This is a genomic window from Halosimplex rubrum, from assembly GCF_013415885.1.
Taxonomy (GTDB): domain Archaea; phylum Halobacteriota; class Halobacteria; order Halobacteriales; family Haloarculaceae; genus Halosimplex; species Halosimplex rubrum.
Genome location: NZ_CP058910.1, coordinates 375,259 through 400,953, shown reverse-complemented (window position 1 = coordinate 400,953; position 25,695 = coordinate 375,259). Strand labels below are relative to the sequence as shown.

Below are 25,695 nucleotides of genomic sequence, written 5' to 3'. Positions count from 1 at the left end.
ACGCTCCGGTCGCCAGTTCCCACTATGACAGCGGCCGCGGATCTGGTGCTCACGAACGCAGAGATCCACGCGCTGACCGACCCCGACGAGACGGCCGAGGCCCTCGCCGTTCGAGACGGGCGGATCGTCGCGGTCGGCTCGGCCTTCGACGTCGAACACCTCGCCGGCGTCGAGACGACGGTCCGCGACTGCGAGGGCCGGGTCGTCCTCCCCGGCTTCGTCGACGCCCACACCCACTTGCCGATGGTCGGCCGCCGGCTGGTCAACGCCGACCTCTCGGCGGCGGACTCGCCCGGGGCGGCCGTCGACCTGCTCGCGGCCCGCGCGGCCGAACTCGACGCCGAGGAGGGACCGGACCGGTGGGTGCTGGGCTTCGGCTACGACGAGAGCGCGTGGGCCGACGACCGCTACCTCACCGCCGACGACCTGGACCGCGTGGACACGGACCGCCCGGTCGCGGCCGTCCGGGAGGACATGCACCTCGCGTCGCTCGACTCGGTGGCCCTGAACCGCCTGCGCGGGTCGATGCCCGGCGCGGACGTGCGCACCCGCGCCGGCGAGCCGACGGGCGTGGTCGTCGAGCGCGCCCTCGACGCGGTCTGGGACGCCATCGAACCCGACCGGTCCGCGATGGGTCGGGCGATCCGCGCCGCGACCGAGCGGGCGACGGAACTCGGTGTCGTCGGCGTCCACGACATGGTCCGCCGTTCGGTGGCGCCCGCCGTCTACCGCGAACTCGACCGGGTTGACGAACTCCCGATCCGGGTGCGGCTCAACTACTGGAGCGACCACCTCGACGCGGTCGAGGAGCTGGGCCTCCGGACGAACCACGGGAGCGACCGCGTCCGCGCCGGCGCGATCAAGACCTACACCGACGGCTCCATCGGTGGCCGCACCGCGAAGCTCTCCGAACCGTACGCCGACGCCGATCCCGACGATAACGAATCGGAAGCGGCCACCGGCCAGTGGGTCGTCGACCCCGAGGAGCTCCGCGACCTGGTCGCCCGCGCCGACGCGGCCGACCTGCAGGTCACCGTTCACGCCATCGGCGACGAGGCGATCCGGGAGACGCTGGACGCGCTCGCCGCCGCCGACGGCGCCCGCCACCGGATCGAACACGCCGAGGTGCTCACCGACGAGTTGGTCGAGCGAATCGGCGAGAGCGACGTCGTGGCGTCGATGCAGCCGAACTTCCTGAAGTGGGCGCGGGCGGACGGGCTGTACGCCGCCCGACTCGGTGACGAGCGCCGACGCGCCTCGAACCGGTTCGCCGACCTGCAGGAGGCGGGCGCGGACCTGGCCTTCGGGAGCGACTGCATGCCGCTCGACCCGCTGTTCGGCGTCGGGCAGGCGGCGACCGCCCCCGACGACCGCCAGCGGCTCTCGGTGACCGAGGCCCTGCGAGCGTACACGAGCGGCGCGGCCTACGCGGGGTTCGACGAGGACCGACTGGGCACCGTCGAGGCGGGCACGCTCGCCGACCTGGTGGTCCTCGACCGGTCGCCGTGGGCCGTCGACCCCGACGAGATCGGTGCCATCGACGTGCGGACGACGCTGGTCGGTGGCGAAGTCGTCTTCGACCGAGACGGCCCGCGGTGAGGGGACGTTCGACGTCAAGGCGGCGGTCAACACCGGCCGGTTCCGGTCGGGCAAGTGGCGCGAGGTGGCCCGCGCTTCGGGCGTGGGCGCCGGCGCCGACGACTGAACGGTTCTGTCCCGGACCGGCCCTCGTCGCGAATCAGTCCTCGTCGCGAACCCGTTCGTACAGCGCCGTCCCGCCCAGCGCGGCCAGCGCCGCGCCGGCGCCGAAGCCGGAGCCGTCACCGTCGGTGGTCTCGGTAGGGTCGGGGGCCGCGGTCGCGGGGACGGTCGCCGTCGCGGTCGCCGTCGGGTCGTCGGTCGGTTCGGGCGTCGGCGATGGGGTCGGGGACGGCGTCGCCGTCGGTTCGGGGGTCGGCGACGCCGTCGCGGTCGACGACGGGGCGTCCGTGTCGGGCGCCGTCGCGGTGACCCGAGGCGCGTCTTCGCCGCCGAGTTTGACGAGCCACGCCTCGCTCCGCGGGTCCGCGGTCCGGGACCGGTACTGCGTGATCCCCGCGAGGGCGACCCCGCCGTCGCCGGTCGCGATCACGTCGCGGACGTTGTTGACCGCCCCGACCGACACCCTCTTGCTCCAGTTGGCTTCGAGGCCGTCGCCGAGTTCGCCGACCAGCCCGACCGCCGCCTGACTCGACGGGGACTCGCTGCCCTGGCCGGCGACGACGACACCGTCGTCGGTGGTCGCGACGCCCGTGAACAGCGTCACCGGTCGGGGCGACAGCCGACGGGTCGCCCGCCCCTCGCCGGATCCGTCGACCGAGAGCACCCAGCCGTCGACCGTGTCGAAGGAGCTACTCGCGGCGTACCCGGCCGCGACGTAGCCGTCGCCGTCGACCGCGAGGTCGACCAGCTGATTCTGCGCCAGCGGGCCGCCGTCGGTCGATGCGGTGAACTCCTCGCGCCACTGTATCTCGTCGTCGGCGTCCGCGCGAAACAGGACCGACCGGACCGACGCGCCGTCGCCGGACGACGACTGGACGACGGCCACCCCCGCGTAGCCGTCGCCGTCGGGCACGACGCTCCGGATCTCGGACTGCTGGTCGGTGAACAGCCGCGTCCGGGACCGCTCGCTCCCGTCCGGTCCGACCCTGACGACGAGCCCGTGCGAGTCGGTACCCTGCCCACCGGCGCGCGCGCCGGCAATCAGGTACCCGTCCCCGGCGGCGATCGCGTCGCGAGCGAGGACGCTCGCGTTCGCGCCCCCGTCGGCGTCCCCCTCGTAGGTCTCCCACCACTGGATAGCCCCGTCGGCGTCGGTCCGGACGAGCGACATCGACCCGGCCTGGGCGCGGACGCCGAGCAGTGCGTAGCCGTCGCCGTCGACGGCCGGGAGATGCGTCTGGAACGTCGGCGGCTGGCGGCCGTCGCTCGCCACCGTCGCCGTCCACTCCCCCTCCCCGCCCGTCGCGTCCGTACCGAACAGCCAGCCCGGGATCCCCGACGCCTCCGATCCCGACTGACCCAGGACGACGTACGCGTCGCCGTCCTCGACGACCGAGGCGGCCCCGTTGTACGTGGCGTCCGAGTACGTCCGATTCCAGCGGAGGGGTAACTCCTCGGCCGCGCCGGCGTCGTTCACACCGTCTCCGCGGGACGCTCCCGCGATTCCACCGAGGACAGCGCCGGACGCCAGGACCCCGGCACCGCTCAACAGCCGCCGTCTCGAGAGACCACTCGTCATACGGCCGTCAGTAACCCCGTCGTCCTGATAAATCGCCCACATTCGACCGCGGAAGTCGCGAGGCCGCGCCGGGCCGAGGAGCCGTGCCGGGTCGGCGGGTTGCGACGGGGTCGTGAGTCACGGCGGTCGGTTCCGCCGCGCGGGAACGGGGCCTTTAGGTCGCTGGCCGCGGAACCGCCGATCATGAGCTACGCGACGAAGTTCACGCTCGGTACGATCGGCATCGCTGCACTGCTCGCGCTCGCGCTCGTCGTCGTCTTCCTGGCGTAGGCCGAGCCCGGCGGGTCCGCCGCGGCGGGTCAGTTCCCGTCCGTCGACTCGCCCCGAAACCGGGCCAGCAGCGCGCTCCCGCCCAGCGCCGCCAGCGTCCCGGTGAGGCCGAATCCGGGACCGTCCTCGGACGCCGCGGTCGACTGGCTCTCCGGCGCCGATTCCACCGTCCCGGTCGGCGCCGGGGCGGTCGTCGGTTGCGGGGTCGGCGTCTCGGTCGGGGGCTCCGTGGGCGTCGCCGTGGGTGTCGGGGTCGGCGTCGGCCAGGGGGTCGGTGTCGCCGTGGGTGTCGGGGTCGGGGTCTCGGCGGGGTCGCCGCCGAGTTTGGCGGCGAGCGGAGACGACCATCCGCCGGCGTTGAGGTGGTTGCCGACGACTGCGAACCCGCCGTCGCCGGTCGCCACGGCGTCGGTGAGCACGGACGGCTGGTCGAGTGGGTCTATCAGCTCCCAGTTCGAGGAGAGCGACGCGTCGACGCCGCGGAGCCAGGCGTAGCCGACCTCCGCGTCACCGGTCGGAAACGTCGAACCCGCGAGGACGTACCCGTCGCCGTGCGGGACGACCGCGACGAACTCGCCGGCACCGTCGCCACCGGGTCGGCGAAGCGCGCTGTACAGTCGGTCGCCCGCGGCGTCGGTCGAGATGGCCCACGCGCGCCCCTCCGCGTCCTCCGCAGCGGGCGAGACGTACCCCGCAAACAGGTATCCGTCGTCGGTCTCGGCGGCGTCCTCGACGTAGTGGAAGTCGCTCGCTTCGCCGGCCGAGCGCTGCCGATAGAGCTTCGACCACGTCGGTTCGCCGTCGGCACCGACCTTCGCCACCCACCCGCTCTGTCTACCGGAATCGCGCTCCGACCCCCTCCGGGCGCCGCCGTACACGAGGTACGACCCGGAAGCCGTCCGCTGGACTCCCCACGCGTACGTCGCGTAGAACTCGTCGAGGCGCCGCTGCCAGCGGACCGAGCCGTCGCCGCCGACGGCCACCAGCCACGTGTTCGGGTCGCGCCACGCCTCGGAGTAGCCGACAAACACCGCGCCGCTGTCGGTACCCGGTGTCACGTCGGTCACGCGGAAGTCGTCGAACGGCGGCTCGTAGGCTCGGCGCCAGTCGACCTCGCCGTCGGCGGTCGTCCTGACGACCGTCGGCTCGGTCGTGGCGTCGTCGGTACCCGGGTCCGCCGTGTACCGCCCGAGAAAGAAGCGACCGCCGTCGGCCGCCGGCACCGCCCCCTCGGTCAGGAACTGCCCCTCGACGTAGGCGGTCGTCCCGGTGCGGTCCGTTCCGCGGACCGCGTCGGCCCCGAACTGCCAGGGGTCCGTGTCATCGGACTCGTCCCCCGAGAACCCGCCGACGTGGACGCGCCCGTCGTCCGCCCGTACCGACACCGGCCTGGTCACGTCGTCGTCGTTCTCGACGAGCGCCTGCCAGCGAATCGCCGGCGCCCCGTCCCGATCTCCCCGGGCGACCGCCGAACGGGAACCCAGTTTCGTCGCGATACCCCCCGACAGCGCGGCGCCCCCTGCCAGCAGGACGCCCCGCCGCGAAACGTCGTCGACCATACATCACCGCTTGGCCCCGCCATCCGATTTAAAGGTTCGCGCCGGTGCCACCGCGATACCGCGGCCGTGGTGGTCGACTCGCCCGGTCCGGGCGGGAACCGATGGGGTTTACCCCCGACAGCCCCTCCCGGCGGACATGACCACCGCGCCGAGCGCCGCGCCGGTCCGCGACCGCCGTCGCGCTCCCGGAGACCGGTCCGTGGGGGGTGACCGCTGATGTTCAGCGAACGGGACCTCTCGGCGGAGCTCGCTGCGGTCCGTGACGAACACGCGCCCGACGCGCTCGTGCTCGACTGCGCGCGGGACTTCGAGACGCTCCCCGCCGCCCAGGCCGAGGACCTGGCGCTCGTCACCGACGCTCTCGACCCCCGGTCGTACCCCGACGAGTGGCTCCCCGCCGACGCCCCCGAACTGCTCCGGCGGTACGCGGGCGACGAGCTGACCGTCGGCGCGCCCGGCGACGGCGGCGTCGCCTGGACGCGCCAGACCGACCCGCCGGTCGTCCTCGTCAAGCCTCGCCTGGAGGGGTCGCCCGACGCGTTCGTCGACTTCCTCGTGGCGGAGGCGCTCGTCCAGGTCGGGCTGGACCTGCCGGAACACTTCCTCGGCTTCTTCGGTGAGCGCTACCGCGACCTCGCCGCCGCCGGCGAGGGGCGCCTCGACCCGACGAGCACCTATCAACTGGCCGTCGCGCTCTACGACGCCTACCTGGGTCTGTCCACCCGCGAGACGTTCGCCGACTGGACCGACGACCATCCCGACCTCTTCGACGCGTGGGCCGACGCGGGCGAACGCCTCGAACCCCGACTCGCCGACCTCGCGACGGAACTGGCCCGCGGCGAGACGGGATTCGGCGACGCCGCCGAGCTGGCCTGTGCAGCCGTCAAACACGGGCGAGAGCCGCCGACTCCCTTCGGCGCGCTCGACACCGAAGCCTACCGCGAGTACGGCGCCGACTACGCCGTCCAGTGGGCCGAGAAGACCTTCGACCGACTGGACTGACGGCTCCGCCGCCGACCCCGCCGCGAACACCCCCGTTTCGCGTGGACCGCACCCCGGAGCCCCCACGATCGGAAACCGCACGACTGCGGTCGTGTGACGAGCGTCTGACGGGGCGGGGTGAAAGTGAAGTCCGTGCCATCGAATCGCAAGACGTGAGTGGGGTTCGAGTCGAAACGAGGGGGTTCGGAGAGAATCGCGGGATAGCGCCGGCTTGAGGTGAAACGAGGGGGTTGCCGATCTGGTGTCGAAAGGGGGGTTCGCCGTCCGCTGGGAGCGCCGACGGCGGTCAGTCGCCGGCGGCCTGCTCGTCGAAGCCTTCGAGGTCGGCGCCGCCGACCGACGAGCGCAGCGCGTCCATGCCGTCGTCGCGGTCGACGCCGAAGTTGTCCCGATACAGTTCCTCGACGCGCTCCATTTCGGCGTCCGACAGCGGCGGGACCTCGGCGGCGCCGGCCCACTCGTCGATGTCGTCGGTGGTGCGGAAGGTGGGCGTGACCGACGCGACCTCGTCGTGGCCGAGCAGCCAGCGGATCGACGCCTGGGCCATCGTCCGCGTGCCCTCGACGCCCGCCGGATCTTCGAGGAACCGCAGCGCCTCGACCTTCTCCCAGCCCGTCTCGTACCACTCGTCGGGCCGGTGGGCGCGGTGGTCGCCCTCGCCGAGCTCCGTCTCGGGCGTGACCTGCTCGTTCAGCAGTCCGGAGGAGTGGGGGACCCGCGGGACGACGCTCGTCTCGGCGTCGAGGTCGCGGATCGCCTCGATAGTGTGGCGACCGGGCGTCTGCTCGAAGACGTTGAAGACGAGCTGGACGGCGTCGAAGCCCTCCTCGACGGCCGCCTCCGCTTCGGCGAGCCAGCCGATCGAGGGGCCCAGGGCCCAGCCCACGGAGTCGACGCGGCCCGACTCTTCGAGCGAATCGAGCGTCTCCAGCACGCTCTCGTCGACCTCGTCGACGTTGGCGTTGTGCAGCATCAGGTGGTCGACGTACTCCATGTCGAGCCTGTCGAGCGAGCGGTCGAGCGCCGTCTCGACCCACTCGGGGTCGACGCGCTTGGGGAGTTCGCCGTGGCCGGCCTGGGGGTTGTTGTAGAAGTCGTAGCCGACCTTCGTCGAGACCGTCACTTCGTCGCGGTACTCGCCGAGGGCGTCGCCGACGAGTTCCTCGCTGTCGCCGTGGCCGTACACGTCGCCGGTGTCGAAGTAGGTGATCCCCTGGTCGACGGCGTGGTGGAGCATGTCGACGGCCTGCTCGCGCGTGCGGTCGCCCCACCAATCGGTGCCGACGACCCACGCGCCGAAACCGACCTCGCTGACTTCGACGCCCGAATCGCCGAGTTCGCGCTGGTTCATGGCCGGCGATTGGGCGTCGTCGCACTTAGCCGCCGCGGTTGCGCGCCGCACCGGTCGGTCGCGCGGGTACTCCGGTGCTCAGTCGCTCGCCGTCTGGGGCTGGACGGCCGCCGAGTCGGCCTGCTGGTAGTAGGTCGCGCCGGGCTCGTCCGCGCCGACCGACTCGATGTGGCCGCTGTCTTCGAGCCGATCGAGATGCGGTTCGAGCGCGTCGTAGGTGACGGTCACGTCGGCGGTGTACGCGAGCTGTCGGCGGATCGCGGTCGTGTCCGCGCTGGCTCGGTCGTCCAGGAACTCGAGGATTTCGCGCTGGATCGCGTACAGGTGCGTCATTACCAGTGACGTGGGCGGTCGGACATATAAGCCCCCTCTGAGTCGGGTTCGAGTAAAGAATTGGACTCGCCGCTGTGTGCCCGCGGACTCGCGGATCGCCGTTCAGTCTTCCCCGTCGGAATATCGTCGAATGAGGCCACCGAGGCCGAAGATCGACGCCAGGGCGCCGCCGACGCCGAAGCCCGGCCCGTCGCCGCTCGTGGTCCCGCCGACCGTCGCGTCACCCTCCGGGACCACGGTGGACTCGACCGGTCCGTCGGTCGTCCCGGTCGGCCGGCCCGCGGTCGCGGTCGGCGAATCGGTCGTGGGCTCGGCGCCCGCCGTCGTCCCGGCCGACGAGTCGGTGGCCGTCGCGGTGCCGGTCGGCCGCGCGGTGTCGGTCGACTCGTCCGCGAACGCGCCGGAGAGCGCCGACTCGCCGCCGGCGACGGGCAGGTCGACGGCGCTGTCGGCCAGGGACAGCTCGACGGTCCGGTTTCCGGGCGGGTGGAGCGTGAACTGGTTGTCGCTGGCGTAGACGACGAGCCCGACCCGCGAACCGGCTTCGAAGACGTGGTCGGTCGCCTGCAGCGGGAACTCGACTCGGACAGACCCGTCCTCGGGCAGCGGGGCCGAGTCCCGGAGCGACTGGCGGTAGGCCAGCGGCGCGTCGTGGTCGCGGTAGGACGGTCGGTTCAGCGGGTCCGCCCAGCCGCGGGTGACGATATCGGCCGAGTAGCGGCCGTACTCGACCAGGGCGACGCTGACGACGGTCGGCTCGTCGAGCGACAGCGACAGCGACGGGACGACCCGCCCGCTGACGTGGACCGGCTCCGCGAGCGGCGGCGTCTCGTAACGCAGGCGGTGGGACGACTCCTCGGCGGCGACCAGGTCCGTCGCCGGCGTCGACGGGTCGTCGACGAGCGACTCCGTCCCGGAGCCCGGTTCGCCCGTCGTCACGGCGCCGCTCGTCGCGCCGCCGGACCCGAACCGGACGGTCGCGGGCTCGGCGGCCGGGGCCGGCCACTCGGCGTAGGTCTCCATCGACCCCTCGGCCGCCGACCGGCCGTGGACGACGGTGACCGGGTCCTCGTCCATCACGTCGGTGTCTTCGTCTTTCAGCCAGTGGGCCCACCAGCGGTCGAGGGTCCGCTCCCACGCCTCGCCGGCGGGGCCCCTGTGGCCGCCCTCGTAGAGCCAGAGCTTCAGCGGCACGTCGCGGGCGGCCAGCGTCTCGTACCAGTCGGCGGCGTTGTTCGGCTTGACGATCGGGTCGTCGACCGCGTGGGCGATCAGGACCGAACAGTCGACCGCGTCGGCGTCGGCGAGGAACGTGCGCTCGTGCCAGAAGTCGTTGTAGTCGCCCGTCGCCAGGTCCTGCCCGTCCTCGGCGCGCTCGGTCCAGCGAGCGCAGTCGTCGCGCCTGGCGTTGCTCGCCTGGATCCACGTCCCGATGTCGGTCATCCCCTCGCTCCCGTCGGGAACGACCGATATCGGGGTGCCGTTCGAGCGGAAGAGGCCGTACTGGCCGACGTTCGCCGACTGGGGGACGATCGTCTCCAGGCCGTCGACGCCGGTCGTCGCCGTGCCGTTGGCGAGTTCGCCCAGCGCCGACGCGCCGATCATCCCCGTCCGGCCGTTGGTCCAGTCGGCCGCGACTTCCGCGCCGCCCTCAGGCGCGTCGTAGGCCGTCGCGCGGCCGTTGAACCAGTCGACGACCGATTCGAGCGCGGACACCGTCGGCGGCCCGGCGGCGGTGTAACAGCCCGTCGAGCGGGCCGTCCCCAGCGAGGAGACCCGAGCGAGGGCGTATCCCTGGGGGACGTACCGACGTTCGGCCCGCCGGGCTGTCGCGGGGTCGCCGATCGGCGAGTGCCCGGGTCCCGGCCCCCCGCCGGTCGACGGATCGCCGAGCGTCGCGGGTTCGCTCGCGCTCGTCGCTGCGCCGCTGGCGTCGTCCGCGGCGGGCGCGATCGACCGGTCGTAGTACATCGCCGCGGTCGCGTCGCCGTGGGTCTGCTCGCCGTGATACGGGCTCGCGATCGCGATCACGGGCGGTCGCTCGCCGTCGGTCGCCCCCTCGGGGTACGACACCCTGACGTGGATGCGGTCGGCGGTCCCGTCGTCGTCCGTGTCGACGCCAGTCTCGACCCAGGCCTCCTCCCGGATCGCGCCGCCGGCGTCGGCGGTGCCGTCCGTGTCGCCGACCGCCGTCGCGTACGCACGCCCGGTGACCGCGCTCGTGCCGGCCGCAGCCGTCACCGAGGCCAGCAGTCGGCGCCTGGACACCGGCGCCGACCCGGTGGCGCTCTCGCCGTCGCCGTCGTTCGACTGGTCCGTCATACCTCGCGGTAGCGAGGGGTCCCGTAACGTGGTTTCGATGGGTGAAACGCGTCTTTCGGTTACCGATAGCGCGGCCGCTCCGCGGGCGGGGGCGCGGCCGACGACCGGCTACTCGGTCGACGGTTCGTCGGCGCGTTCGAGGTCGTCCCGCGTCGGGGTCCCAGCACCGTCGCCCGGCGCTCCCCTGAGCGCCGGCCGCGCGACCGACTCGCGCCACCGCAGCTCCCCCTCGCGCCAGCGGACCCAGCCGGCCAGCGCGCCGAACCCGACGACGAGCGCGCCGAGCGCGATCAGGCCGCCCTCGGGGCCGAACGAGCCGCCCGTGAGGACCGCGGGGCCGGACTGCTCGACGGCGACGACCGTGACGGGGGTCGTGAAGCCGCTGACGGGGAAGCCAAAGAGGGAGGCGATCGAGAAATTCCAGGTGACGTGGAGGCCGACGGCGGCGGCGATCCGGCCGGTCAGGAGGTAGCTGGCGGCGAACAGGCCGCCGAACAGCGCGATGTTGACGAGCGCCAGGACGGTGACGTTCGGGTTCAGGCCGTGGCCGACGCCGAAGGCGAGGCTGGAGACGACGGTCGCGCCGGCGAACGCGCCGCCGAGGCCGATCCCGCGCCAGCCGGCGAGCCCCTCGGCGACGTTGGTGAGCAGGTACCCGCGGAAGAGCAACTCCTCGAAGACGCCGACGCCGACGAAGTACGCGAGGGTGAGCGCGAGCGCGAGCGCGGGTGCGACGCCCGGGCCGACGGCGAGCGTGGGGTCGGCCCTGGCGACGACGGTGCCGGTCACGCGCAGGAAGCCGACGGCGAGTTCGACCGCGAACACGAGCCCCGGGAGCGCGACGCCCAGCGCGAGTCCGAACGCGAGGTCGGCCCACCACGCCGGCGAGCGGTCGAGGCCCATGTCCGAGAGCCGGCGGCGGTCGACCAGCCACGCCGCGGCGAGGACCCCGGCGACGAAGCCGGCGATCTGGAGGGTGCGGGCGGCGACGGTGACGAGCGCGGTCAGCGTGGCTCCGGCGGTACCGGGTGCGAGCGCGACCAGGGCCGACGCGCCGAGGACGCCCCCGACGCCGCCGCCGAGGAGGGCGACGAGCGCGAGCGCGAGCCGCCAGGGTGCCCGGGGCCGCCGCTCGCGGTCGTTCCAGAAGACCCCGCGGAGGCCCCGCCCCTCGGACGGTGACATTGGCGGAGGGTCGGCCGTCGGCGACTTAAAGCCACGTCGGGCGACGGGGTGGTGACACCGGTGTCACCGGGTTTCGGACCGGTACAGAAACCCCTATTGTCGCCGCGGCCGTTCGACGGGGTATGACAAAGCGCCACGTCTCGCTGCCGCCGGGCGGCGAGGAGGGCATCCACGCGTTCATCGCGGAGGTCGACGACCGGTTGTCGGGCGAGGAGGACACCTGCGACGTGGTCGAGGACGTGCTCGTCGACCTGTTCGGCGACCGGGAGGCCTACGAGCGCTGGCAGTCGGGCGGCGACGTCACCCCCGCCGAACGGGTGCGGCTCCAGGGGTACGACCCCTGCAACGTCACCCTCGAGAGCGAGTACTACGCCGAGGTCGAGAACATGGACGAGGGGGAGTTCGAGCGCACGAAGTACCTCCAGTGGCTCTGGCGGCAGTTCGACGCCACGCCGATGGCCGACAACGTCGAGTTCGCGCTGCGGTTCCGGCGGATGCTCGCCGACCACCTCTTCGCCGAGGTGGGCGAGGACTGCCGCTTCTTCAAGGGGATCACCTTCACCTACGGCCACAACATCGCCGTCGGCGACAACGTCGTCGTCCACGACGACGTCCACCTCGACGACCGCGGCATGCTCACCATCGGCGACCGCGTCTCCATCTCCGACGACGCTCACGTCTACAGCCACGACCACGATGTCAACGACCAGACCGCCGTCGACAACTACCACACGGTCATCGAGGACGACGCCCGCGTCACCTACGACTCGATGGTCCGCGCGGGCGTCCGCATGGGCGAGAACTCCGTCCTCGCCGCGAAGTCCATCGCCGGCAAGGACGTGCCCGCCCACCACATCGCGGCGGGCACGCCCGCAGAATCGATCGCCGTCAAGGACGGCTGGGAGCCGGTCGCCGACGACCTCGAAGACGCCAACGTCGACCGCCGGGCGGAGCGAAAACTGGCGTACGAGCTACCGGAGAACCTGGACGTGTTCGACGAGTTCCAGCGCGAGCGCCAGCCGCCGGGCGGCTCGTAGCGAGCGAGCGATTCTACAGCCCCAGAAGCGTCACGTCGCCGTTGGTCGAGCGGAGTTCGAGCGCGTGGTCGCCCGCGCCCATCGTCCCCTCGACGCGGTATTCGCCCGACGATTCGACGGTCAGCTGCACGCCCTCGACCGTGGCGTCGCCGTTGTCCGTCGCCAGCGTGACCGTCGCCGAGAGGTCGTCGGCGACCGCGGCGGTCACGTCGCCGTTGCGCGACCGGCAGGTCGCGTCCCCGCGCATCGCGGCCACGTCGACGGTCACGTCGCCGTTGGTCGTCTCGGCGCCGTCGAGACCGCCCACGTCGGTCGCGGCGAGGTCTCCGTTGGTCGACGCGACGGTGACGAAGCCGTCGACGCCGGTCACGTCGACGTCGCCGTTGGTCGAGCTGTAGGTGCCGTCGCCGGCGACGCCGTCGGCCTCGATATCGCCGTTGCCCGACGAGGCCTCGACGACCGCGAGGCCCTCGGGGACCGCCAGGTCGAGGTCGACGGTGACGTTCGTGTTCGAGTCCGGCCGCTGCGGTGCGACGGTGAGCCGGCCGTCGTCGACGCTCCCCTCGACGGTCACCTCGTCGAGGGCGTCCTCGCCGGCGCGCGAGACCTTGCGGACGGTGCCGGTGACGGCGTCACCGTCCTCGGCCGAGAGGGTCACGTCGCCGGAGTCGGTCCGGACGGCGAGTTCCTCGGCGTCACCGGGGTCGAACGACCGCTCGACGCTCTCGGTGTACGGTTCGGTCGAGAGCACGCAGCCCGCGAGGCCGACGACGCCGGCGAGGCCGGCGCCGGCCCGGAGCACGCGACGGCGCGACGGGTGGGAAGACGGATCGACCGGCCGCTCGGAGGAGGGGGCGGATGGGGACATCGTTCGTTCGAACCGATACGTCTGTCCGGCAAAAACGTGGCGGTCACAGGGCCAGCTTCCGGTTCTTGCCGGTCGGGGCCGGTTTCGCCTCCCGGCCAAACACCCAAGTGCCGTGACAACGTATAGCACGACATGGAACCGTGGGGCTGGATCCTCGTCTACCTCGCCGGGTTCACCCTCCTGCAGCTGTTGCTGGTCCGGTACTTCTCGGAGGACCGGTCGCTGGGGGGCGTCTCGCTGGAGTCCAACGAGGCCTCGCCGCCGCAGTCGGGGGACCGAGGACGGTCGGTCGGGGAACGGGACCCGCGCTCGCCCGAGGAGGCCGACGAGGGCGACGGCAGCGTCCGCTGTCACCAGTGCGGGACGGCCAACGCCGACGAACAGAGCTACACCTACTGTCGCGAGTGCCTGGCACAGATCCGGTGAGCCGCCGGCGAGCCGCTATCGCCGTCGATACTGTCGCCCCCCTCAAGTCACGTTCTGTCGCTCGTGCCTCGGCCGCCTGGGTTGAGCGGACGCCGTCGCCGACCGAACCCGACCGAGGTGGTCCCGACGGGGCGGCGACGCGGCACGTGCTGTTATCAGCGGTGAAAAATGAGGGGCAAAGGTCTATATCGGAAGCCTCGATCCGACTGTATGCGCGTTTCAAGCGGCGTCCCTGGGTTCGACGAGCTGGTCCAGGGCGGCCTCCTGAAAGACAGGCTCTACGTGGTGAGCGGTCCCCCGGGGAGCGGGAAGACGACCTTCTCCACGCAGTTCATCACGCAGGGCGCCAAGGCGGGGGAGAACTGCCTCTACGTGACGATGCACGAGACCAAAGAGGAACTGATGCAGGACATGTCGGGCTACGAGTTCGGCTTCGACCAGGTGATGGCCTCCGGGAAGGTCCAGTTCCTCAACCTCATGACCGACGGGGGAAAACGGACGATCACCCAGTTCGGCACCGAGGGCGGACTCACGAACCGCATCGTCGCCTTCCTCGAACAGCAGGACATCGACCGCGCGGTCATCGACTCGACGATGCTGCTCCAGCACTTCTTCAACGACGTGTCCGACGAGATCACGGGCTTTCTCTCCGCGCTGAAACAGACCGACACGACCACCGTCCTCATCTCGGAGATGACCGACCCCTCGTCGTACGCCGACGAGCACTACCTCGCTCACGGCGTGATCTTCTTCCACAACTACCTGGAGCAGGGCGGCATGACCCGCGGCGTCCAGGTGATCAAGATGCGCGGGACCGCGATCGACTGCGACATCCGCGCGATCGACTTCTCCGACAGGGGGTTGCGGGTGCGGCCGGAGCAGAAAGTCGAGGCCTGACCCATGGGTCTGTACGAGGAGAAGTACGGCACGTCGTGGACGAGCCTCGATAGGGACGAGGCGACCGAACGCGCCTACGCGCTGGGGGTCGCCGAGTCGCTCGGCGAGTACGACCGCGAGGAGTTCGAGGCCGTCCATGACGAGATGGACACCGCCTACACCAAGAGCATCGTCGAGCTCGCCTTCCGCGAGGGGAAAAACGAGGGCCGCGAGGCCGCCCCTGCGGGCGACGCCGACGAGGCACAGGTGTGGGACGAGCTCGTCGAGGGGGATGTCGTCACCGTCGACGAAGACGAGCTGCCGACCGGCGGTCGCGACGGGCTCCCCGAGGCCGTCGACAAGTTCGAGGGCCTGGAGCGGCCCGACCCCGACGAGATCGACGCGACCGACCGCCCCGACTTCCTCGACAAGTAGACGACCGTCGCCGGCGGTCGGCGACGACCGCGAGTCGATCGCCGACTCGCGCTCCTCGCCGCGTCGGAACCGGTCGTCGGACTCGCGCTCCTCGTCGCACCGGGGCCGGCCGTCGAACTCGCGTCGACCGCAACCGGCTTGAGCACCCGGTGTGACTGACAGGTATGGTCGCCGCGGATCTACACGTCCACACCGACAACTCCGACGGAACCTTCCGTCTCTCGGAGGTCCCGCCCGCCGCGCGAGCGGCCGGGCTCGACGCCGTCGCGGTCACCGACCACGACCGCGTCCACCCCGATCTGGACGCGCCGGTCGTCGAGCGCGACGGTGTCACCGTGGTCCACGGCATCGAACTCCGCGTCGAGGCGGACGACCAGCGGGTCGACGTGCTGGGGTACGGCGTCGCCCCGACCGACGCGCTCGTCGCCGAGATCGACCGGCTCCAGCGCGACCGCGTCGAGCGCGGTCGCGAGATCATCGCACGCGTCGAGCAACGCCTCGGTCACGCGATCCCCGCCGAACCCGAGCCGGGGCTGGGCCGTCCGGACATCGCCCGGGCGGTGATCGAGAGCGACGACGGCTACGACTCGATCCCCGACGTCTTCGACGGCCTCATCGGCGAGGGCGGGCCCTGTTACGTCGCCCGCGACATCCCGTCGTTCGAGCGCGGCCGTGACCTCCTGACCGACGCGTGCGCGCTCGTCTCCCTCGCCCACCCGCTCCGGTACCCGGAGCCCGCGGCGGCGCTGGAGCTGGCTCCCCGGCTCGACGCCGTCGAGGTCGCCTACCCGTACGGCGCCCGCGGGCACACCGGCGCGAACGGCGAGCTGGCCGTCGAGAACGTGCGCGCGGTCGCCGAGCGCCACGACCTGGTCGTCACCGGCGGGAGCGACGCTCACGGGCGCTCGCTCGGCGAGACCGGCCTGTCGACCGACGAGTACGAGCGGTTCCGCGATGCGCTCGGCGTCGCCCCGTGACCGGCCGGGCGTCGAGGCCGCCCCGGCTCGGACGCGTGTGACCGTCGAACGCCGCCACGTCGGTCTCCGCGGCCGCAGGGTTCAATGCCCCTCGGACCCAAGAACGGGTATGCAGTGCCACTACTGCGACCGCGAGGCCGAGATCGCGGTCGAGAAAGACGGCGTCAAGGTCGGGGTCTGTAAGACGCACTTCCGCGAGCAGATGGAGGAGATCGCCGACTCCGACTGGCTCGACGGGATCGAGGAAGACCTCGACATCGACCGCGCCGAGTGACCGCCCGCGCCGCGCTCTCCCCGTAGGTCGCCCGCCGTCCGCCCCGCTCGCGTCCGTCTCCGCTCTCGCCGCTTCCACTCTCGCCCCGGTCGCTCCCCCCGCGCGGTTCGCGTCGCCCCCACGAGGCTTTACTGACTCGCCGTCGTAGCCGTGGGTATGGACCGCGTCGCCCGCGAGGATGTCGAGCGGCGGATGGGACCGGCCGCGGACAAGCGCGCGCTCGCCGACGCCCTCGGCGCCGAGGAACTGGCGCTGAACTACTACGAACTCGATCCGGGCGACAGCTTCGGCTTCGGCTACCACCGCCACCCCGACCAGGAGGAGGTGTTCTACTTGGTCGAGGGGACGGCCACCTTCGAGACCGAGGACGGCGATGTGGCCGTCTCCGCGGGCGAGGCCGTCCGCTTTTCCCCCGGCGAGTGGCAACTGGGCCGCAACGCCGGCGACGAGCCGTGCGTCGCCATCGCGATGGGCGCCCCGAAAGACGCCCGGCGGACCGAGATGCTCCGGGCGTGTCCAGACTGCGAGGGCCGCACCGAGAACACAGTCGAGATGGCCGACGACCGCGCGACGCTCGTGACTCGCTGCACGGACTGCGGCGCCGAGACCGGCCGGTTCGACTGACCGGCTGGCGCTCCGAGCGCGAGCCGACCGGCGGCGTCAGGCGACCCGTTCGATCAGGTTGTACAGCCCCAGCCCGGCCAGCGCCGGCCCGAGCGTGACGACGAGCACGAGCGTCAGCCAGGCGACGGTGGCGGCCAGCCCCTCCAGGAAGAGGACGTTGTAGCGGGCGAACCCGCCGGGGGCGACGAACAGCGCGGCGCTGAGAACCATCGCGACCGGCCAGCCGAGCGTGGCGTACTCCAGGGCCTCGTCGGCGTCCAGCAGCGTCCAGCGGCCGAGCAGTTGCCGGCCGAACAACACGGGGAAGACCGCGAGGACCAGCGCCGCCGCGACGGCGACGGCTCCGAAGGTCAGCCCCGCGCCGGGGTCGACGAGGACGGCCAGCGCGACCGCGCCGGCGGCGAGCAGGCCGACCGACCCCGCGACGACCGTCCCCAGCGCGTCTCCGAAGCGGTCGCGACGCGCCGAGAGCGCCCACGCCGCGAGCGCGACGACCGGCGACGCGACGACCAGCCCGAAGGAGACCACCAGCGCGACCGCCCCGACGAACCCGGTTTCCATCGCCGAGTGGTCGGCGCGGCCCGTGATAAGTTCGAGGGTCTATCCCGCGCGGCTTCGAGGGCCCGTCACTCGAAGGCCGAAATCCCGGTCAGGTCTTCCCCGAGGATCAGCGTGTGGATGTCGTGAGTGCCCTCGTAGGTGTAGACCGTCTCGACGTTCGCGAGGTGGCGCATCGGCGAGTGGTCGGTCGTGATGCCGTTGCCGCCGAGCATCTCCCGGGCGGTCCGGGCCACGTCGCGCCACGCCGCGACGTTGTTGCGCTTGGCCATCGACACCTGCTGGGGGCGCAGGTCGCCCCGTTCCTTGAGGTCGGCCAGCCGATAGGCCAGCAGCTGCGCGGTCGTAATCGAGGTCGCCATCTCGGCGAGTTTCTCCTGCTGGAGCTGGAAGCGGGCGATCGGCCCGCCGAACTGCTCGCGGTCGGTCGCGTACTCGCGGGCGACCTCGAAGCAGTCCCGCGCCGCGCCGACCGCGCCCCACGCGATGCCGTAGCGGGCCTGCGTGAGACAGGCGAGCGGTCCCTTCATCCCCGACACGTCGGGGAGCACCGCCGATTCGGGGACGTAACAGTCGTTCAGGCCGATCTCCCCCGTGACGGAGGCGCGCATCGAGAGCTTCCCGTCGATGTGGTTCGTCGTGATCCCCTCCCGGTCCGTCTCGACGAGAAAGCCCCGAACCGGGTCTCCCTCCGCGGAGCGGTCCCTCGCCCACACGAGCGCCACGTCGGCGATGGGGGCGTTCGTGATCCACGTCTTCGACCCGTTCAGGACGTAGCCCTCGCCGTCGTCGCTGCGCTCGGCGCGGGTCTCCATCGCGCTGGGGTTCGACCCGTGGTCGGGTTCGGTGAGGCCGAAACAGCCGACTGCGGACCCCTCTGCGAGGTCGGGGAGCCACCGCTCGCGCTGGGCCGCCGAGCCGAACGCGTGGATCGGGTACATCACCAGCGCCCCCTGGACCGACGCCGTCGAGCGCACGCCCGAATCGCCCGCTTCGAGTTCCTGCATCACGAGCCCGTAGGCCCGTTCGCCGAGGCCCGCCGTCGCCTCGTGGTCGAGATTCGGGGCGTAGAAGCCCAGCTCGCCCATCTCGGCGATCAGGTCCTCGGGGAAGGTGCCGGCCTCGAAGTGGTCGCCGATGTCGGGGCGGACTTCCTCCTCGACGAACTCCCGGGCCGTGTCGCGGACGAGCCGCTCTTCCGCCGAGAGGTCGGCCTCCAGATCCACGTAGTCGAGCATGACGGCTCTTGGGCGTGAGCCGTGAAAAACGCTCGCTGGCTCGGTCCGGCGCCGGTCAGTCGCCGGAGGCCACCGCGTCGTCGGCGGGCACGGCGCCGCTCGCGTCGACCGCGTCGACGAACGCGAGGAAGTTGTCGAACACCTGCTTGGCCTCGCAGGCGGCGTCGAAGTTCTCGGGGGTGATCCCGTCGAGGACCGACTGGATGCGCTCCTCGGAGAGCTGGCCCTCCTTGCCGACGGTCACCTCGGCGGCGGTGTCCATGTCGTACTCGGGGTGGAACTGGACGCCGAACACCCGCTCTTTGCGGAAGCCGTGGACGCCGTAGTCGTTGGCGGCCAGCCGCTCGGCGCCGGGCGGGATCTCGGCGACGTAGTCCGAGTGGGTGGTGAAGACGGTGAAGTCGTCGTCGATCCCGTCGAACAGCACCGAGTCGCCCGAGTGCTCGACGGTCCGGTAGCCGATCTCGTACTCGCCCATCGGCTCGACCGTCCCGCCCAGCACGTCCGCGAGCAGTTGGTGGCCGTAACACACGCCCAGGAACGGCAGCCCGCGGTCGATCGCTTCGCCGACCCAGTCTTTGGTCGGCTGGATCCACTCCTCGTCCCAGTAGACCGAGGCGCGCGAGCCGGTGACCACCGCGCCGTCGAACTCGAAGGTCTCCGGGTGCTGTCCCGTCGGGAGGTGAAACTCCGTCAGGTCGGCGTCGAGTTCCCGGCGGAAGTTCCGGCGGTTGCCCTCGGCCTCGTGGGCTGCGTTCAACAGAGCGATGCGCGGCCGTGTCATCGTTCCGTTCCAACGGCTCGGCGAGTAAAAGCCTGTCCACCGTGGCAGGACTACGCGCCCTGTGACCGATTCTCGCCCGCGTTCTCGCCGTCGCGGTCGGTCTCTTCGTCGACGCTCTCGGCCCGCGACCGGACCAGCAGCGCCGCGGCGACCCCGCCGTAGCCCGCCGCGACCGCCAGCAGCCAGAGTGGCCGCGCCGTCAGGAACCACGGGACCGCGACCCCGTACCCCAGTCCCAGGAGCGCCCCCGAGGCCGTCCGGATGGCGTTCGACCCCCGCCGGAGCGTGAACGTCGTGGCCGCCCAGTCGACCAGCGCCGGCGCCGGGCCGCAGGCGACGAGCCACGGCCACGCGGCCGGTGCGGTGTCGGTCAGGACGAGCGCGACGCCCGCCAGGATGCCGGGGTAGACACCGCTGCAGCGGGCGCAGAGGCGGACCGTCCGGCCGCCGACGGCGAGGCGGTGACAGCGGTCGTACTCGTGGGGTTCGTGGTGGCTGAGGAGATACCGACCGGTGCGCGCGAGTCCGGTGCGGAGTTCGCGGGCGATGCGGCGGGCGCGGGCGCCCCGAGGGCGGGGTGTTCGGCCGGTATCGGCCGGTTCACTCGTCCATGTACTGGCGGCGAAACTCGTCGTCGTCCTTGGTGAGGTAGATGACGCCCTCGATGATCCCGATGATGCCGGGGATCCCGGTCCAGCAGAAACAGAGGTAGATGATCCCGAGCTTGTTGTTTCCGAGGTAGAACTTGTGGGCGCCGAAGCTCCCGAGCAGGATCGCGAGCAGCGCCGCGACGATGCGCTCGTCGTTGCCCGAGTCCATCCCGGGCTGGCGGACGCCGCACTCCGGACAGATCTCGGCCTTCTCGTTGATGACCGCGCCACACTCCGAACAGAACTTCTCGTTCGGTCCCTTCCGTCCGCCCCCGGATCCATCGGCGGACTGGCCGCGAGTGGCAGGGGCGTCGTCGGTCCCGTCCGTCCCCGTACCGCTCGGGTCGGTCGGACCGGTGTCGCCGACAGTCGACTCGTCGCCCTCGTTGACGCTGTCGCTCACCCAGCTGTCGTCGCTCCCGGCGTCGTCCGCCGGCGGCTGTCCGTCGCCGGCCTCACCGGACTCTGTCTCTTCGGGGTCGGATCCGTTCGGGTCGTCCGGATCGTCGCGCTCGTCGTTCGACATATCCCCGACGACGCGTGTCGTACGTGTAAAACTACCGCTGGCTTGTGAATTCCCGCCGGCGAGCGGCCGTCACCCGAGGTTTCGACTCCGCTTCACGCGGCGTCCTCGAAGTCGCCGAGCAGCGCGTCGTTGACCGCGGCGCTCTCCTCGATGAAGCAGAGATGTCCGCCTTCGACGGCGGTGAATTCGCCGCGGGGCAGCCCCTCGGCCAGATCCCGGCCCGCGTCGGTCGGGACGACGGCGTCGTCGACGCCGTGGTACACCCGAGCGGGCGTCGTGATCTCGTAGAGCGAGTCCGAACGGTCGAACGACCGCATGGCGGCGGTCTGGGCGTCGAAGCCGGTGCGGTCGGCGTCCTCCTCGCGGCGCCAGCCGACGATCTCGTCGACCACGTCCGCGTGGGCGTCGACGTCCGCCGCGAAGGCGTTGCGCAGCGACGCGCGGAGCGCCCCGGGGTCGTCGCGAGGGGCGAACAGCGACTCCAGCGCGTCGGCGTCGACGCGGTCGCCGCTGGCGGCGGTGCCAAAGAGTGTCAGCGAGGCGGCGCGGGTGTACCGGTCCGCGTACTCCAGGGCGATCATCCCGCCGAGGCCAGCGCCGACGACGTGGGCGTCGGCCACACCGTGGTCGGCGAGCACGGCTTCGAGATCGCCCGCGAGCGTCCGGACCTCGTAGGGGCCCTCCGGGGCGTCCGAGCGGCCGGTCCCGCGCAGGTCCCAGGTGACCGTCTCGAAGCCCTCGGCCAGGGCGGCGTGTTGCCAGCCCCACACCCACGCGCCGTAGCCCGCCGGCTCGACGAACACCACCGTGTCCGCCGCGCGGTCGGCGTCTTCCGGCAGGCGCGGGTCGCCCCTGGCCTCGTAGTACAGATCGACGCCCCCGTTCGTGACGACTGTCATGGCTCACTCGTTGGCGCGGTCGCCGTAAGGGCGACCCGGTTCGCGGGCGCGCTCGCGACGGCGACCTCCGACGTGGTGTTGCTGTTCGAAGCGGTCGCCGTGCGGGCGGTCACCTGATCGGCGTCGAAAACCAGCGGACTCGGGCGCGCTACAGGGCGGTGTCGTCGGAGCGTCGAACCGCTTCGGCGTCGTCGGCGCCGAACAGCTCCGGCGCCACGTCGAAGGCCGCGTCGGCCGGCTCGGCGTCGCGGTCGGTCGCGGAGCCGACGGGGCGGCCCGCGGCGTCGCGGTCGGTGTCGTCGACCATCTCAGTCGTCCGCCGAGAGCGGCTGGCCCTCGGCGTCGGTGGGGGCGGGACTCTCGCTGTCGGCGAAGGGGTACCACGACTGCTTGGCATCGGTGAGACACGGGTCCTCGTACCCCTCGACCTCCGCCGGTTCCGCCAGTTCGACGATGGTCTCGTGGCCGGTGGCGTCGACCCACTCGCGGAAGGTCTGGCCCTCCTCGCGCAGGGCGGCGTAGGCCTCGACGAGGTTGGCGATCATGCCGGGCACCTCGTCGGCGGGGACGCGCTGGCGCACCCAGTCGATGAAGGTGGGGTCCTCGCCGATCCCGCCGCCGACGCCGACGTCCATCGCCTCGACCATCTCGCCGTCCTTCCGGGCGCGCATGCCCTGCATCCCGATGTCGGCGGTCATCGCCTGCCCGCAGTCGGCCGTGCAACCGGAGTAGTGCATCTTGATGCGGTCGACGTCGTCGGGCACGTCGACCTCCTCGCCGAGCCACTGCAGCAGGCGAGCCATCCGCGCCTTCGTCTCGGTCAGCGCGATCGAGCAGAACTCCGTGCCCGTGCAGGCCATCGCCCCCTGGACGAACGGGTTGGGCTCGGGCTGGTAGGTCTCCAGCAGGTCCTCGTTGAGCAGGTTCGCGAGCTGGCCGTCCGGCACGTCCATGATCAGCGGGTTCTGGCGCCGCGAGAGCCGGATCTCGCCGGAGCCGTAGGCGTCGGCCAGGTCCGCCAGCTCGATCGCGTCCTCGGCGGGCATCCGGCCGACCGGGACCGAGAGGCCGACGTAGTTCCGGTCGTCGGCCTGGTCGTAGACGCCGACGTGGTCGTGGGCGCCCCGCTCGGCGGACTTGCCCGCGTTGTAGGTGTACTCGCCGCGGAAGTCCGTCCCCGCCCGCTCCAGTTCGAACTCCAGGCGCTCGCCCATGGCCTCGCGGATCTCGTCGGTCCCGTGCTCGTCGACGAAGAAGCGGGCGCGGTTCTTCGAGCGGTTCTCGCGGTTGCCCGCCTCGTGGTAGTACTCGACGAACGCCCGCACGGTCTCCTTGGCCTGATCGCGCGTGACGAACACGTCGAGCGGGCGGGCCGGCCGTGGTTCGCGACCGCCGAGGCCGCCGCCGACGCGGACGTTGAAGCCCTTCACTTCCTCACCCTCGATGAACTTGTGGGCCGGTTCGAGCCCGATGTCGTTGATCGAGTCCTGGGCGCAGCCCTGGCGACAGCCCGACACCGAGATGTTGAACTTCCGGGGCATGTTACAGAGGTCGTCGTCGCCGCGGATCTCCGCCTGGATCTCGTCGAGCAGCTCCCGGGATTCGACGTACTCCTCGGCCTTGCCGGCGACCGGGCAGCCGGAGATGTTGCGCATCGTGTCCCCGCCGGCCGACCGCGAGGAGACGCCCACGGCTTCGAGTTTCTCCCAGATCTCGGGGATGTCTTCGAGCTTGAGCCAGTGCAGTTGAATCGACTGACGGGTCGTGAAGTCGACCCAGCCGTTGCCGAACTCGGGGTTCTCGACGGGCCCCCTGGCGTAGTCGCGGGCGACCTCGCCGATGGCCCGCAGCTGGTCGGGTTCGAGGACGCCCCCGCAGTTGGTCAGCCGCATCATGAAGTACGACTCCTGGCCGCCCCGGTGGTGGAACACCCCCCAGAACTTGAACCGGGCGAACCACTCGTCGCGTTCGTCCTCGGGGATGGCGTCCCACCCCTTCTCCGCGAACTCCTCGATTTTCTCGCGCACTTCGTCGCCGTACATCTCCTCTTTCCAGGCTTCCTTCTTGTGTGGCATTGATCTCCTCCGTTTTGGTTTTGTCCGCAATTTCGGCAAATACTCAAACGTTCGTCTTCTGATTTACGTTTTAGCTAGCTGACTGCGATACACATAAGCATAATCGTTTAACAATTCGCGTTACGAGTGGTATATCCGGACGAACGCTCGAAATACAATGACCTTAAACGCATTTGGGTGGGGTCGGCGAGCGGGTCCGGTGGTGGGTCCGGCCGGCGGTCAGGTGCCGAGGCCGTCCGTGGCCGGGGCGAGGTCCGCGTGCGAGCCGACGGTCAGCGGGTGGGCGTCGATGTCGGGCGCCTCGGCGTCGACGACGACGGGGTCGAGCCGCGAGAGCACGTCGTACAGGCGGCCGGAACCGGCCGCGAGCGTGTGGTCGCAGGCGACGCGGGCCGCGTCGGCGTCGTAGGCGGCGTGGAGCGGGTGGAGCCGGTCGTCGCTGCGGGGTACCGCGGCCGCGTCGGCGCAGGCCGCGAAGCAGTCGTCGAGCAGCGACGTGTCGACGGTGGGCACGTCGCCGGCGACGACGGCGACCGCGTCGCCGCTCGCCACGCGGACGCCGGTCCGGATGGCCGCGACGGCCCCCTCGTCGGCGATCGGGTCGACCGCGAGCCGGTGGGGGCGGTCGCCGACCGCCTCGGAGGCCGCGGTCCGGTCGTCGGCCGAACAGGCGACCACGACCTCGTCGACCGCAGGCGCGACCGCGTCGGCGACCCGGCCGAGCGGCGCGTCGGCGGGGGACGGGTCGAGCGCGTCGCCGACGCCGGCAAGCAGCAGTGCCGAGCGCATCTCAGTCGTCCCCCGGCGCGGCCGACCCCGAGGTGCCGCCGGCGCCGACGAAGCCGCTCTCGGTCGCGATCTCGGCGATGTGGGGCTGGAACACCCACGCCGCCAGCAGGACGATGGGCACCATCGAGACGGCGACGATCGAGTAGCCGATGTGCAGGCTCGCCAGGAACGGCGCCGAGTAGACGAGGGGGTAGACGATCCCGCCGACCGTGCCGACGCCGCCGACGACGCCCGCGACCGCGCCGGAGCTGTTGGGGAACATCGCCGGCACCTGCGCGAAGATGGCGCCTTCGGAGAACGCACAGCCCATCCCGACCAGGAAGCCGGCGCCGACCGCGATCAGCACCTCGCCGGAGAGGCCGGCCAGCGTCATGCCGAACATCGAGAGGACGACGAAACACAGCGTCACGAACGTCCACTGCTCGCGGTAGCGGCCCTCGAACAGCGGGATGATGTCTTTTTCCTTGCGGGCGAGCACGTCGCTGACGTAGCCGCCGATCGGGCGGAGCAGCCCGGCTGCCACCGAGAACGTCGCCGCGAACGTCGAGGCGAGCACGAGGTTGTCCGTGCTGAAGCCCTCGCGGTAGTAGGTCGCGAGCCAGCCGTTCATCGACAGTTCGAGACCGAAGGTCATCACGTACGCCAGCGCGAGGACGACCGTCCCGTAGCGCGTGGCGGTGTAGAACCAGCCCTTGAAGCTCGCGTTGTCGGCGGTGGCCTGGCGCTTCTCGTCGCTCTTGGCGGCCTCGCCGAGCGCGTAGTAGACGACCGCCAGGAGGATCGACACGCAGCCCGTGTAGAAGAACGCGGCGCGCCAGTTGGTCTCGAACAGCGGCCCGCTCCAGTTCGAGCCGAACACGCGCGGGAGGATGAGCGCGCCGCCCGCCGCGCCGGCGTTGCCGATGCCGGCGTAGATGCCCTCGGCCGTCCCGAGCTGTTCCTCCTCGAACCACTCGGAGACGTGCTGGATGCCGATGACGAACGTGATCCCCGCCGTCGCGACGATGAGCCGCTCGACGAAGAACACGGCGTAGCTCTGTGCGAACGCGCTCGCGATGGAGAACACGCCGACGTACGTGAGCACGATGGCGAACACCGCCGGCGCGCCGAACTTGTCCGAGAGCCAGCCCGTCAGGATCCGGCCGAACGGCGCCAGCCAGATGGCCGCGCTCGCCAGGATCCCGATCTCCGCCAGCGAGAGGCCGAACTCCTCGGCCATCGGCCCCGTGAAGGGCGCGAAGGAGAACCAGATCAGGAACGAGAAGTTGAACCCGACCGTGGCGAGCACCAGCGTCCGCCACTTGGTCATCTTGATCAGCCCCATGCCGGCACCTCCCCCTCACCGGCGGCCGCACCG

General features: G+C 71.5%; 27 protein-coding genes. 10 read left to right on the top strand and 17 right to left on the bottom strand.

The genetic code is table 11. The features are described 5' to 3' along the window. Window positions 1–24: 24 nt before the first annotated feature. Window positions 25–1,599, top strand: a complete 1,575-nt coding sequence (locus tag HZS55_RS02020; protein WP_179910097.1) for an amidohydrolase — start codon at window positions 25–27, stop codon at window positions 1,597–1,599. Next, on the top strand, window positions 1,562–1,705 hold the full coding sequence (locus tag HZS55_RS02015; protein ID WP_179907701.1) for a hypothetical protein: 144 nt from the start codon (window positions 1,562–1,564) through the stop codon (window positions 1,703–1,705). The genes HZS55_RS02020 and HZS55_RS02015 overlap by 38 nt, the downstream gene beginning before the upstream one ends. 33 nt (window positions 1,706–1,738) lie before the next feature. Here the strand turns inward: HZS55_RS02015 and HZS55_RS02010 are convergent, their stop codons facing one another. Then, complete coding sequence (locus HZS55_RS02010; RefSeq protein WP_179910096.1) at window positions 1,739–3,178, bottom strand: hypothetical protein; 1,440 nt, start codon at window positions 3,176–3,178, stop codon at window positions 1,739–1,741. A 401-nt stretch (window positions 3,179–3,579) separates the two neighbouring features. Then, complete coding sequence (locus HZS55_RS02005) at window positions 3,580–5,109, bottom strand: hypothetical protein (protein ID WP_179910095.1); 1,530 nt, start codon at window positions 5,107–5,109, stop codon at window positions 3,580–3,582. Between the two features lie 216 nt (window positions 5,110–5,325). On the opposite strand from HZS55_RS02005, the gene HZS55_RS02000 reads away from it, so the two are divergent. Continuing rightward, the gene (locus HZS55_RS02000) at window positions 5,326–6,111 is read left to right on the top strand and encodes a DUF7089 family protein (protein WP_179910094.1); all 786 of its coding nucleotides are present in this window, start codon (window positions 5,326–5,328) and stop codon (window positions 6,109–6,111) included. A gap of 286 nt (window positions 6,112–6,397) precedes the next feature. Here HZS55_RS02000 and HZS55_RS01995 read toward each other — a convergent pair whose 3' ends face one another. The 4 genes from HZS55_RS01995 to HZS55_RS01980 all read right to left on the bottom strand — a co-directional run bounded on the left by HZS55_RS01995 (window position 6,398) and on the right by HZS55_RS01980 (window position 11,302). Then, window positions 6,398–7,462, bottom strand: a complete 1,065-nt coding sequence (locus tag HZS55_RS01995) for an aldo/keto reductase (RefSeq protein ID WP_179910093.1) — start codon at window positions 7,460–7,462, stop codon at window positions 6,398–6,400. 78 nt (window positions 7,463–7,540) lie between these two features. Then, window positions 7,541–7,795: a hypothetical protein gene (locus HZS55_RS01990; protein ID WP_179910092.1), complete on the bottom strand. Its 255-nt coding sequence runs from the start codon at window positions 7,793–7,795 to the stop codon at window positions 7,541–7,543. 102 nt (window positions 7,796–7,897) lie between these two features. Continuing rightward, a complete protein-coding gene (locus HZS55_RS01985; RefSeq protein WP_179910091.1) occupies window positions 7,898–10,117 on the bottom strand; it encodes a CocE/NonD family hydrolase in 2,220 nt (739 codons plus the stop codon). 108 nt (window positions 10,118–10,225) lie between these two features. Further along, window positions 10,226–11,302 (bottom strand): CPBP family intramembrane glutamic endopeptidase, encoded by a 1,077-nt coding sequence (locus HZS55_RS01980; protein WP_179910090.1) that lies wholly within the window; start codon window positions 11,300–11,302, stop codon window positions 10,226–10,228. Window positions 11,303–11,424: 122 nt separating this feature from the next. Between HZS55_RS01980 and HZS55_RS01975 the strand changes: the two genes are divergently transcribed. Continuing rightward, window positions 11,425–12,339, top strand: a complete 915-nt coding sequence (locus HZS55_RS01975) for an acyltransferase (protein WP_179910089.1) — start codon at window positions 11,425–11,427, stop codon at window positions 12,337–12,339. Window positions 12,340–12,352: 13 nt separating this feature from the next. Here the strand turns inward: HZS55_RS01975 and HZS55_RS01970 are convergent, their stop codons facing one another. Continuing rightward, window positions 12,353–13,207: a DUF4097 family beta strand repeat-containing protein gene (locus HZS55_RS01970; RefSeq protein WP_179910088.1), complete on the bottom strand. Its 855-nt coding sequence runs from the start codon at window positions 13,205–13,207 to the stop codon at window positions 12,353–12,355. A gap of 132 nt (window positions 13,208–13,339) precedes the next feature. Between HZS55_RS01970 and HZS55_RS01965 the strand changes: the two genes are divergently transcribed. The 6 genes from HZS55_RS01965 to HZS55_RS01940 all read left to right on the top strand — a co-directional run bounded on the left by HZS55_RS01965 (window position 13,340) and on the right by HZS55_RS01940 (window position 16,819). Next, on the top strand, window positions 13,340–13,633 hold the full coding sequence (locus tag HZS55_RS01965) for a DUF7577 domain-containing protein (protein WP_179910087.1): 294 nt from the start codon (window positions 13,340–13,342) through the stop codon (window positions 13,631–13,633). 210 nt (window positions 13,634–13,843) lie between these two features. Next, a complete protein-coding gene (locus tag HZS55_RS01960) occupies window positions 13,844–14,530 on the top strand; it encodes an RAD55 family ATPase (RefSeq protein WP_179910086.1) in 687 nt (228 codons plus the stop codon). Between the two features lie 3 nt (window positions 14,531–14,533). Next, window positions 14,534–14,944, top strand: coding sequence for a hypothetical protein (locus HZS55_RS01955; protein ID WP_179910085.1), 411 nt, complete (start codon window positions 14,534–14,536; stop codon window positions 14,942–14,944). A 164-nt stretch (window positions 14,945–15,108) separates the two neighbouring features. Further along, entirely contained in the window at window positions 15,109–15,921 is an 813-nt protein-coding gene (locus tag HZS55_RS01950; protein ID WP_179910084.1) for a PHP domain-containing protein, read from the top strand. Between the two features lie 109 nt (window positions 15,922–16,030). Beyond that, window positions 16,031–16,195: a DUF6757 family protein gene (locus tag HZS55_RS01945; protein WP_006882760.1), complete on the top strand. Its 165-nt coding sequence runs from the start codon at window positions 16,031–16,033 to the stop codon at window positions 16,193–16,195. Window positions 16,196–16,351: 156 nt separating this feature from the next. After that, entirely contained in the window at window positions 16,352–16,819 is a 468-nt protein-coding gene (locus tag HZS55_RS01940) for a cupin domain-containing protein (RefSeq protein WP_179910083.1), read from the top strand. 36 nt (window positions 16,820–16,855) lie between these two features. On the opposite strand, the gene HZS55_RS01935 is transcribed toward HZS55_RS01940, so the two are convergent. From HZS55_RS01935 to HZS55_RS01890, 10 genes are all read right to left on the bottom strand, one after another. Then, window positions 16,856–17,380, bottom strand: a complete 525-nt coding sequence (locus HZS55_RS01935; protein ID WP_179910082.1) for a hypothetical protein — start codon at window positions 17,378–17,380, stop codon at window positions 16,856–16,858. Between the two features lie 65 nt (window positions 17,381–17,445). Continuing rightward, window positions 17,446–18,615, bottom strand: coding sequence for an acyl-CoA dehydrogenase family protein (locus tag HZS55_RS01930; RefSeq protein WP_179910081.1), 1,170 nt, complete (start codon window positions 18,613–18,615; stop codon window positions 17,446–17,448). 55 nt (window positions 18,616–18,670) lie between these two features. Continuing rightward, window positions 18,671–19,399 (bottom strand): type 1 glutamine amidotransferase, encoded by a 729-nt coding sequence (locus HZS55_RS01925; RefSeq protein ID WP_179910080.1) that lies wholly within the window; start codon window positions 19,397–19,399, stop codon window positions 18,671–18,673. A 50-nt stretch (window positions 19,400–19,449) separates the two neighbouring features. Further along, window positions 19,450–19,947, bottom strand: coding sequence for a DUF2085 domain-containing protein (locus HZS55_RS22955; protein ID WP_179911761.1), 498 nt, complete (start codon window positions 19,945–19,947; stop codon window positions 19,450–19,452). Between the two features lie 52 nt (window positions 19,948–19,999). After that, window positions 20,000–20,575 carry a zinc-ribbon domain and TM2 domain-containing protein gene (locus tag HZS55_RS01915; RefSeq protein ID WP_179910079.1) on the bottom strand — a complete coding sequence of 192 codons (576 nt, stop codon included), beginning with the start codon at window positions 20,573–20,575 and terminating at the stop codon, window positions 20,000–20,002. 92 nt (window positions 20,576–20,667) lie between these two features. Next, complete coding sequence (locus HZS55_RS01910) at window positions 20,668–21,474, bottom strand: alpha/beta fold hydrolase (protein ID WP_179910078.1); 807 nt, start codon at window positions 21,472–21,474, stop codon at window positions 20,668–20,670. 148 nt (window positions 21,475–21,622) lie between these two features. Then, the gene (locus HZS55_RS01905; protein ID WP_179910077.1) at window positions 21,623–21,781 is read right to left on the bottom strand and encodes a hypothetical protein; all 159 of its coding nucleotides are present in this window, start codon (window positions 21,779–21,781) and stop codon (window positions 21,623–21,625) included. A 1-nt stretch (window position 21,782) separates the two neighbouring features. Further along, on the bottom strand, window positions 21,783–23,549 hold the full coding sequence (locus HZS55_RS01900; protein WP_179910076.1) for a nitrite/sulfite reductase: 1,767 nt from the start codon (window positions 23,547–23,549) through the stop codon (window positions 21,783–21,785). Between the two features lie 219 nt (window positions 23,550–23,768). Further along, window positions 23,769–24,338 carry a molybdenum cofactor guanylyltransferase gene (gene mobA / locus HZS55_RS01895; RefSeq protein WP_179910075.1) on the bottom strand — a complete coding sequence of 190 codons (570 nt, stop codon included), beginning with the start codon at window positions 24,336–24,338 and terminating at the stop codon, window positions 23,769–23,771. 1 nt (window position 24,339) lies between these two features. Next, window positions 24,340–25,647, bottom strand: coding sequence for an MFS transporter (locus HZS55_RS01890; RefSeq protein ID WP_179911760.1), 1,308 nt, complete (start codon window positions 25,645–25,647; stop codon window positions 24,340–24,342). Between the last annotated feature and the right edge of the window lie 48 nt (window positions 25,648–25,695).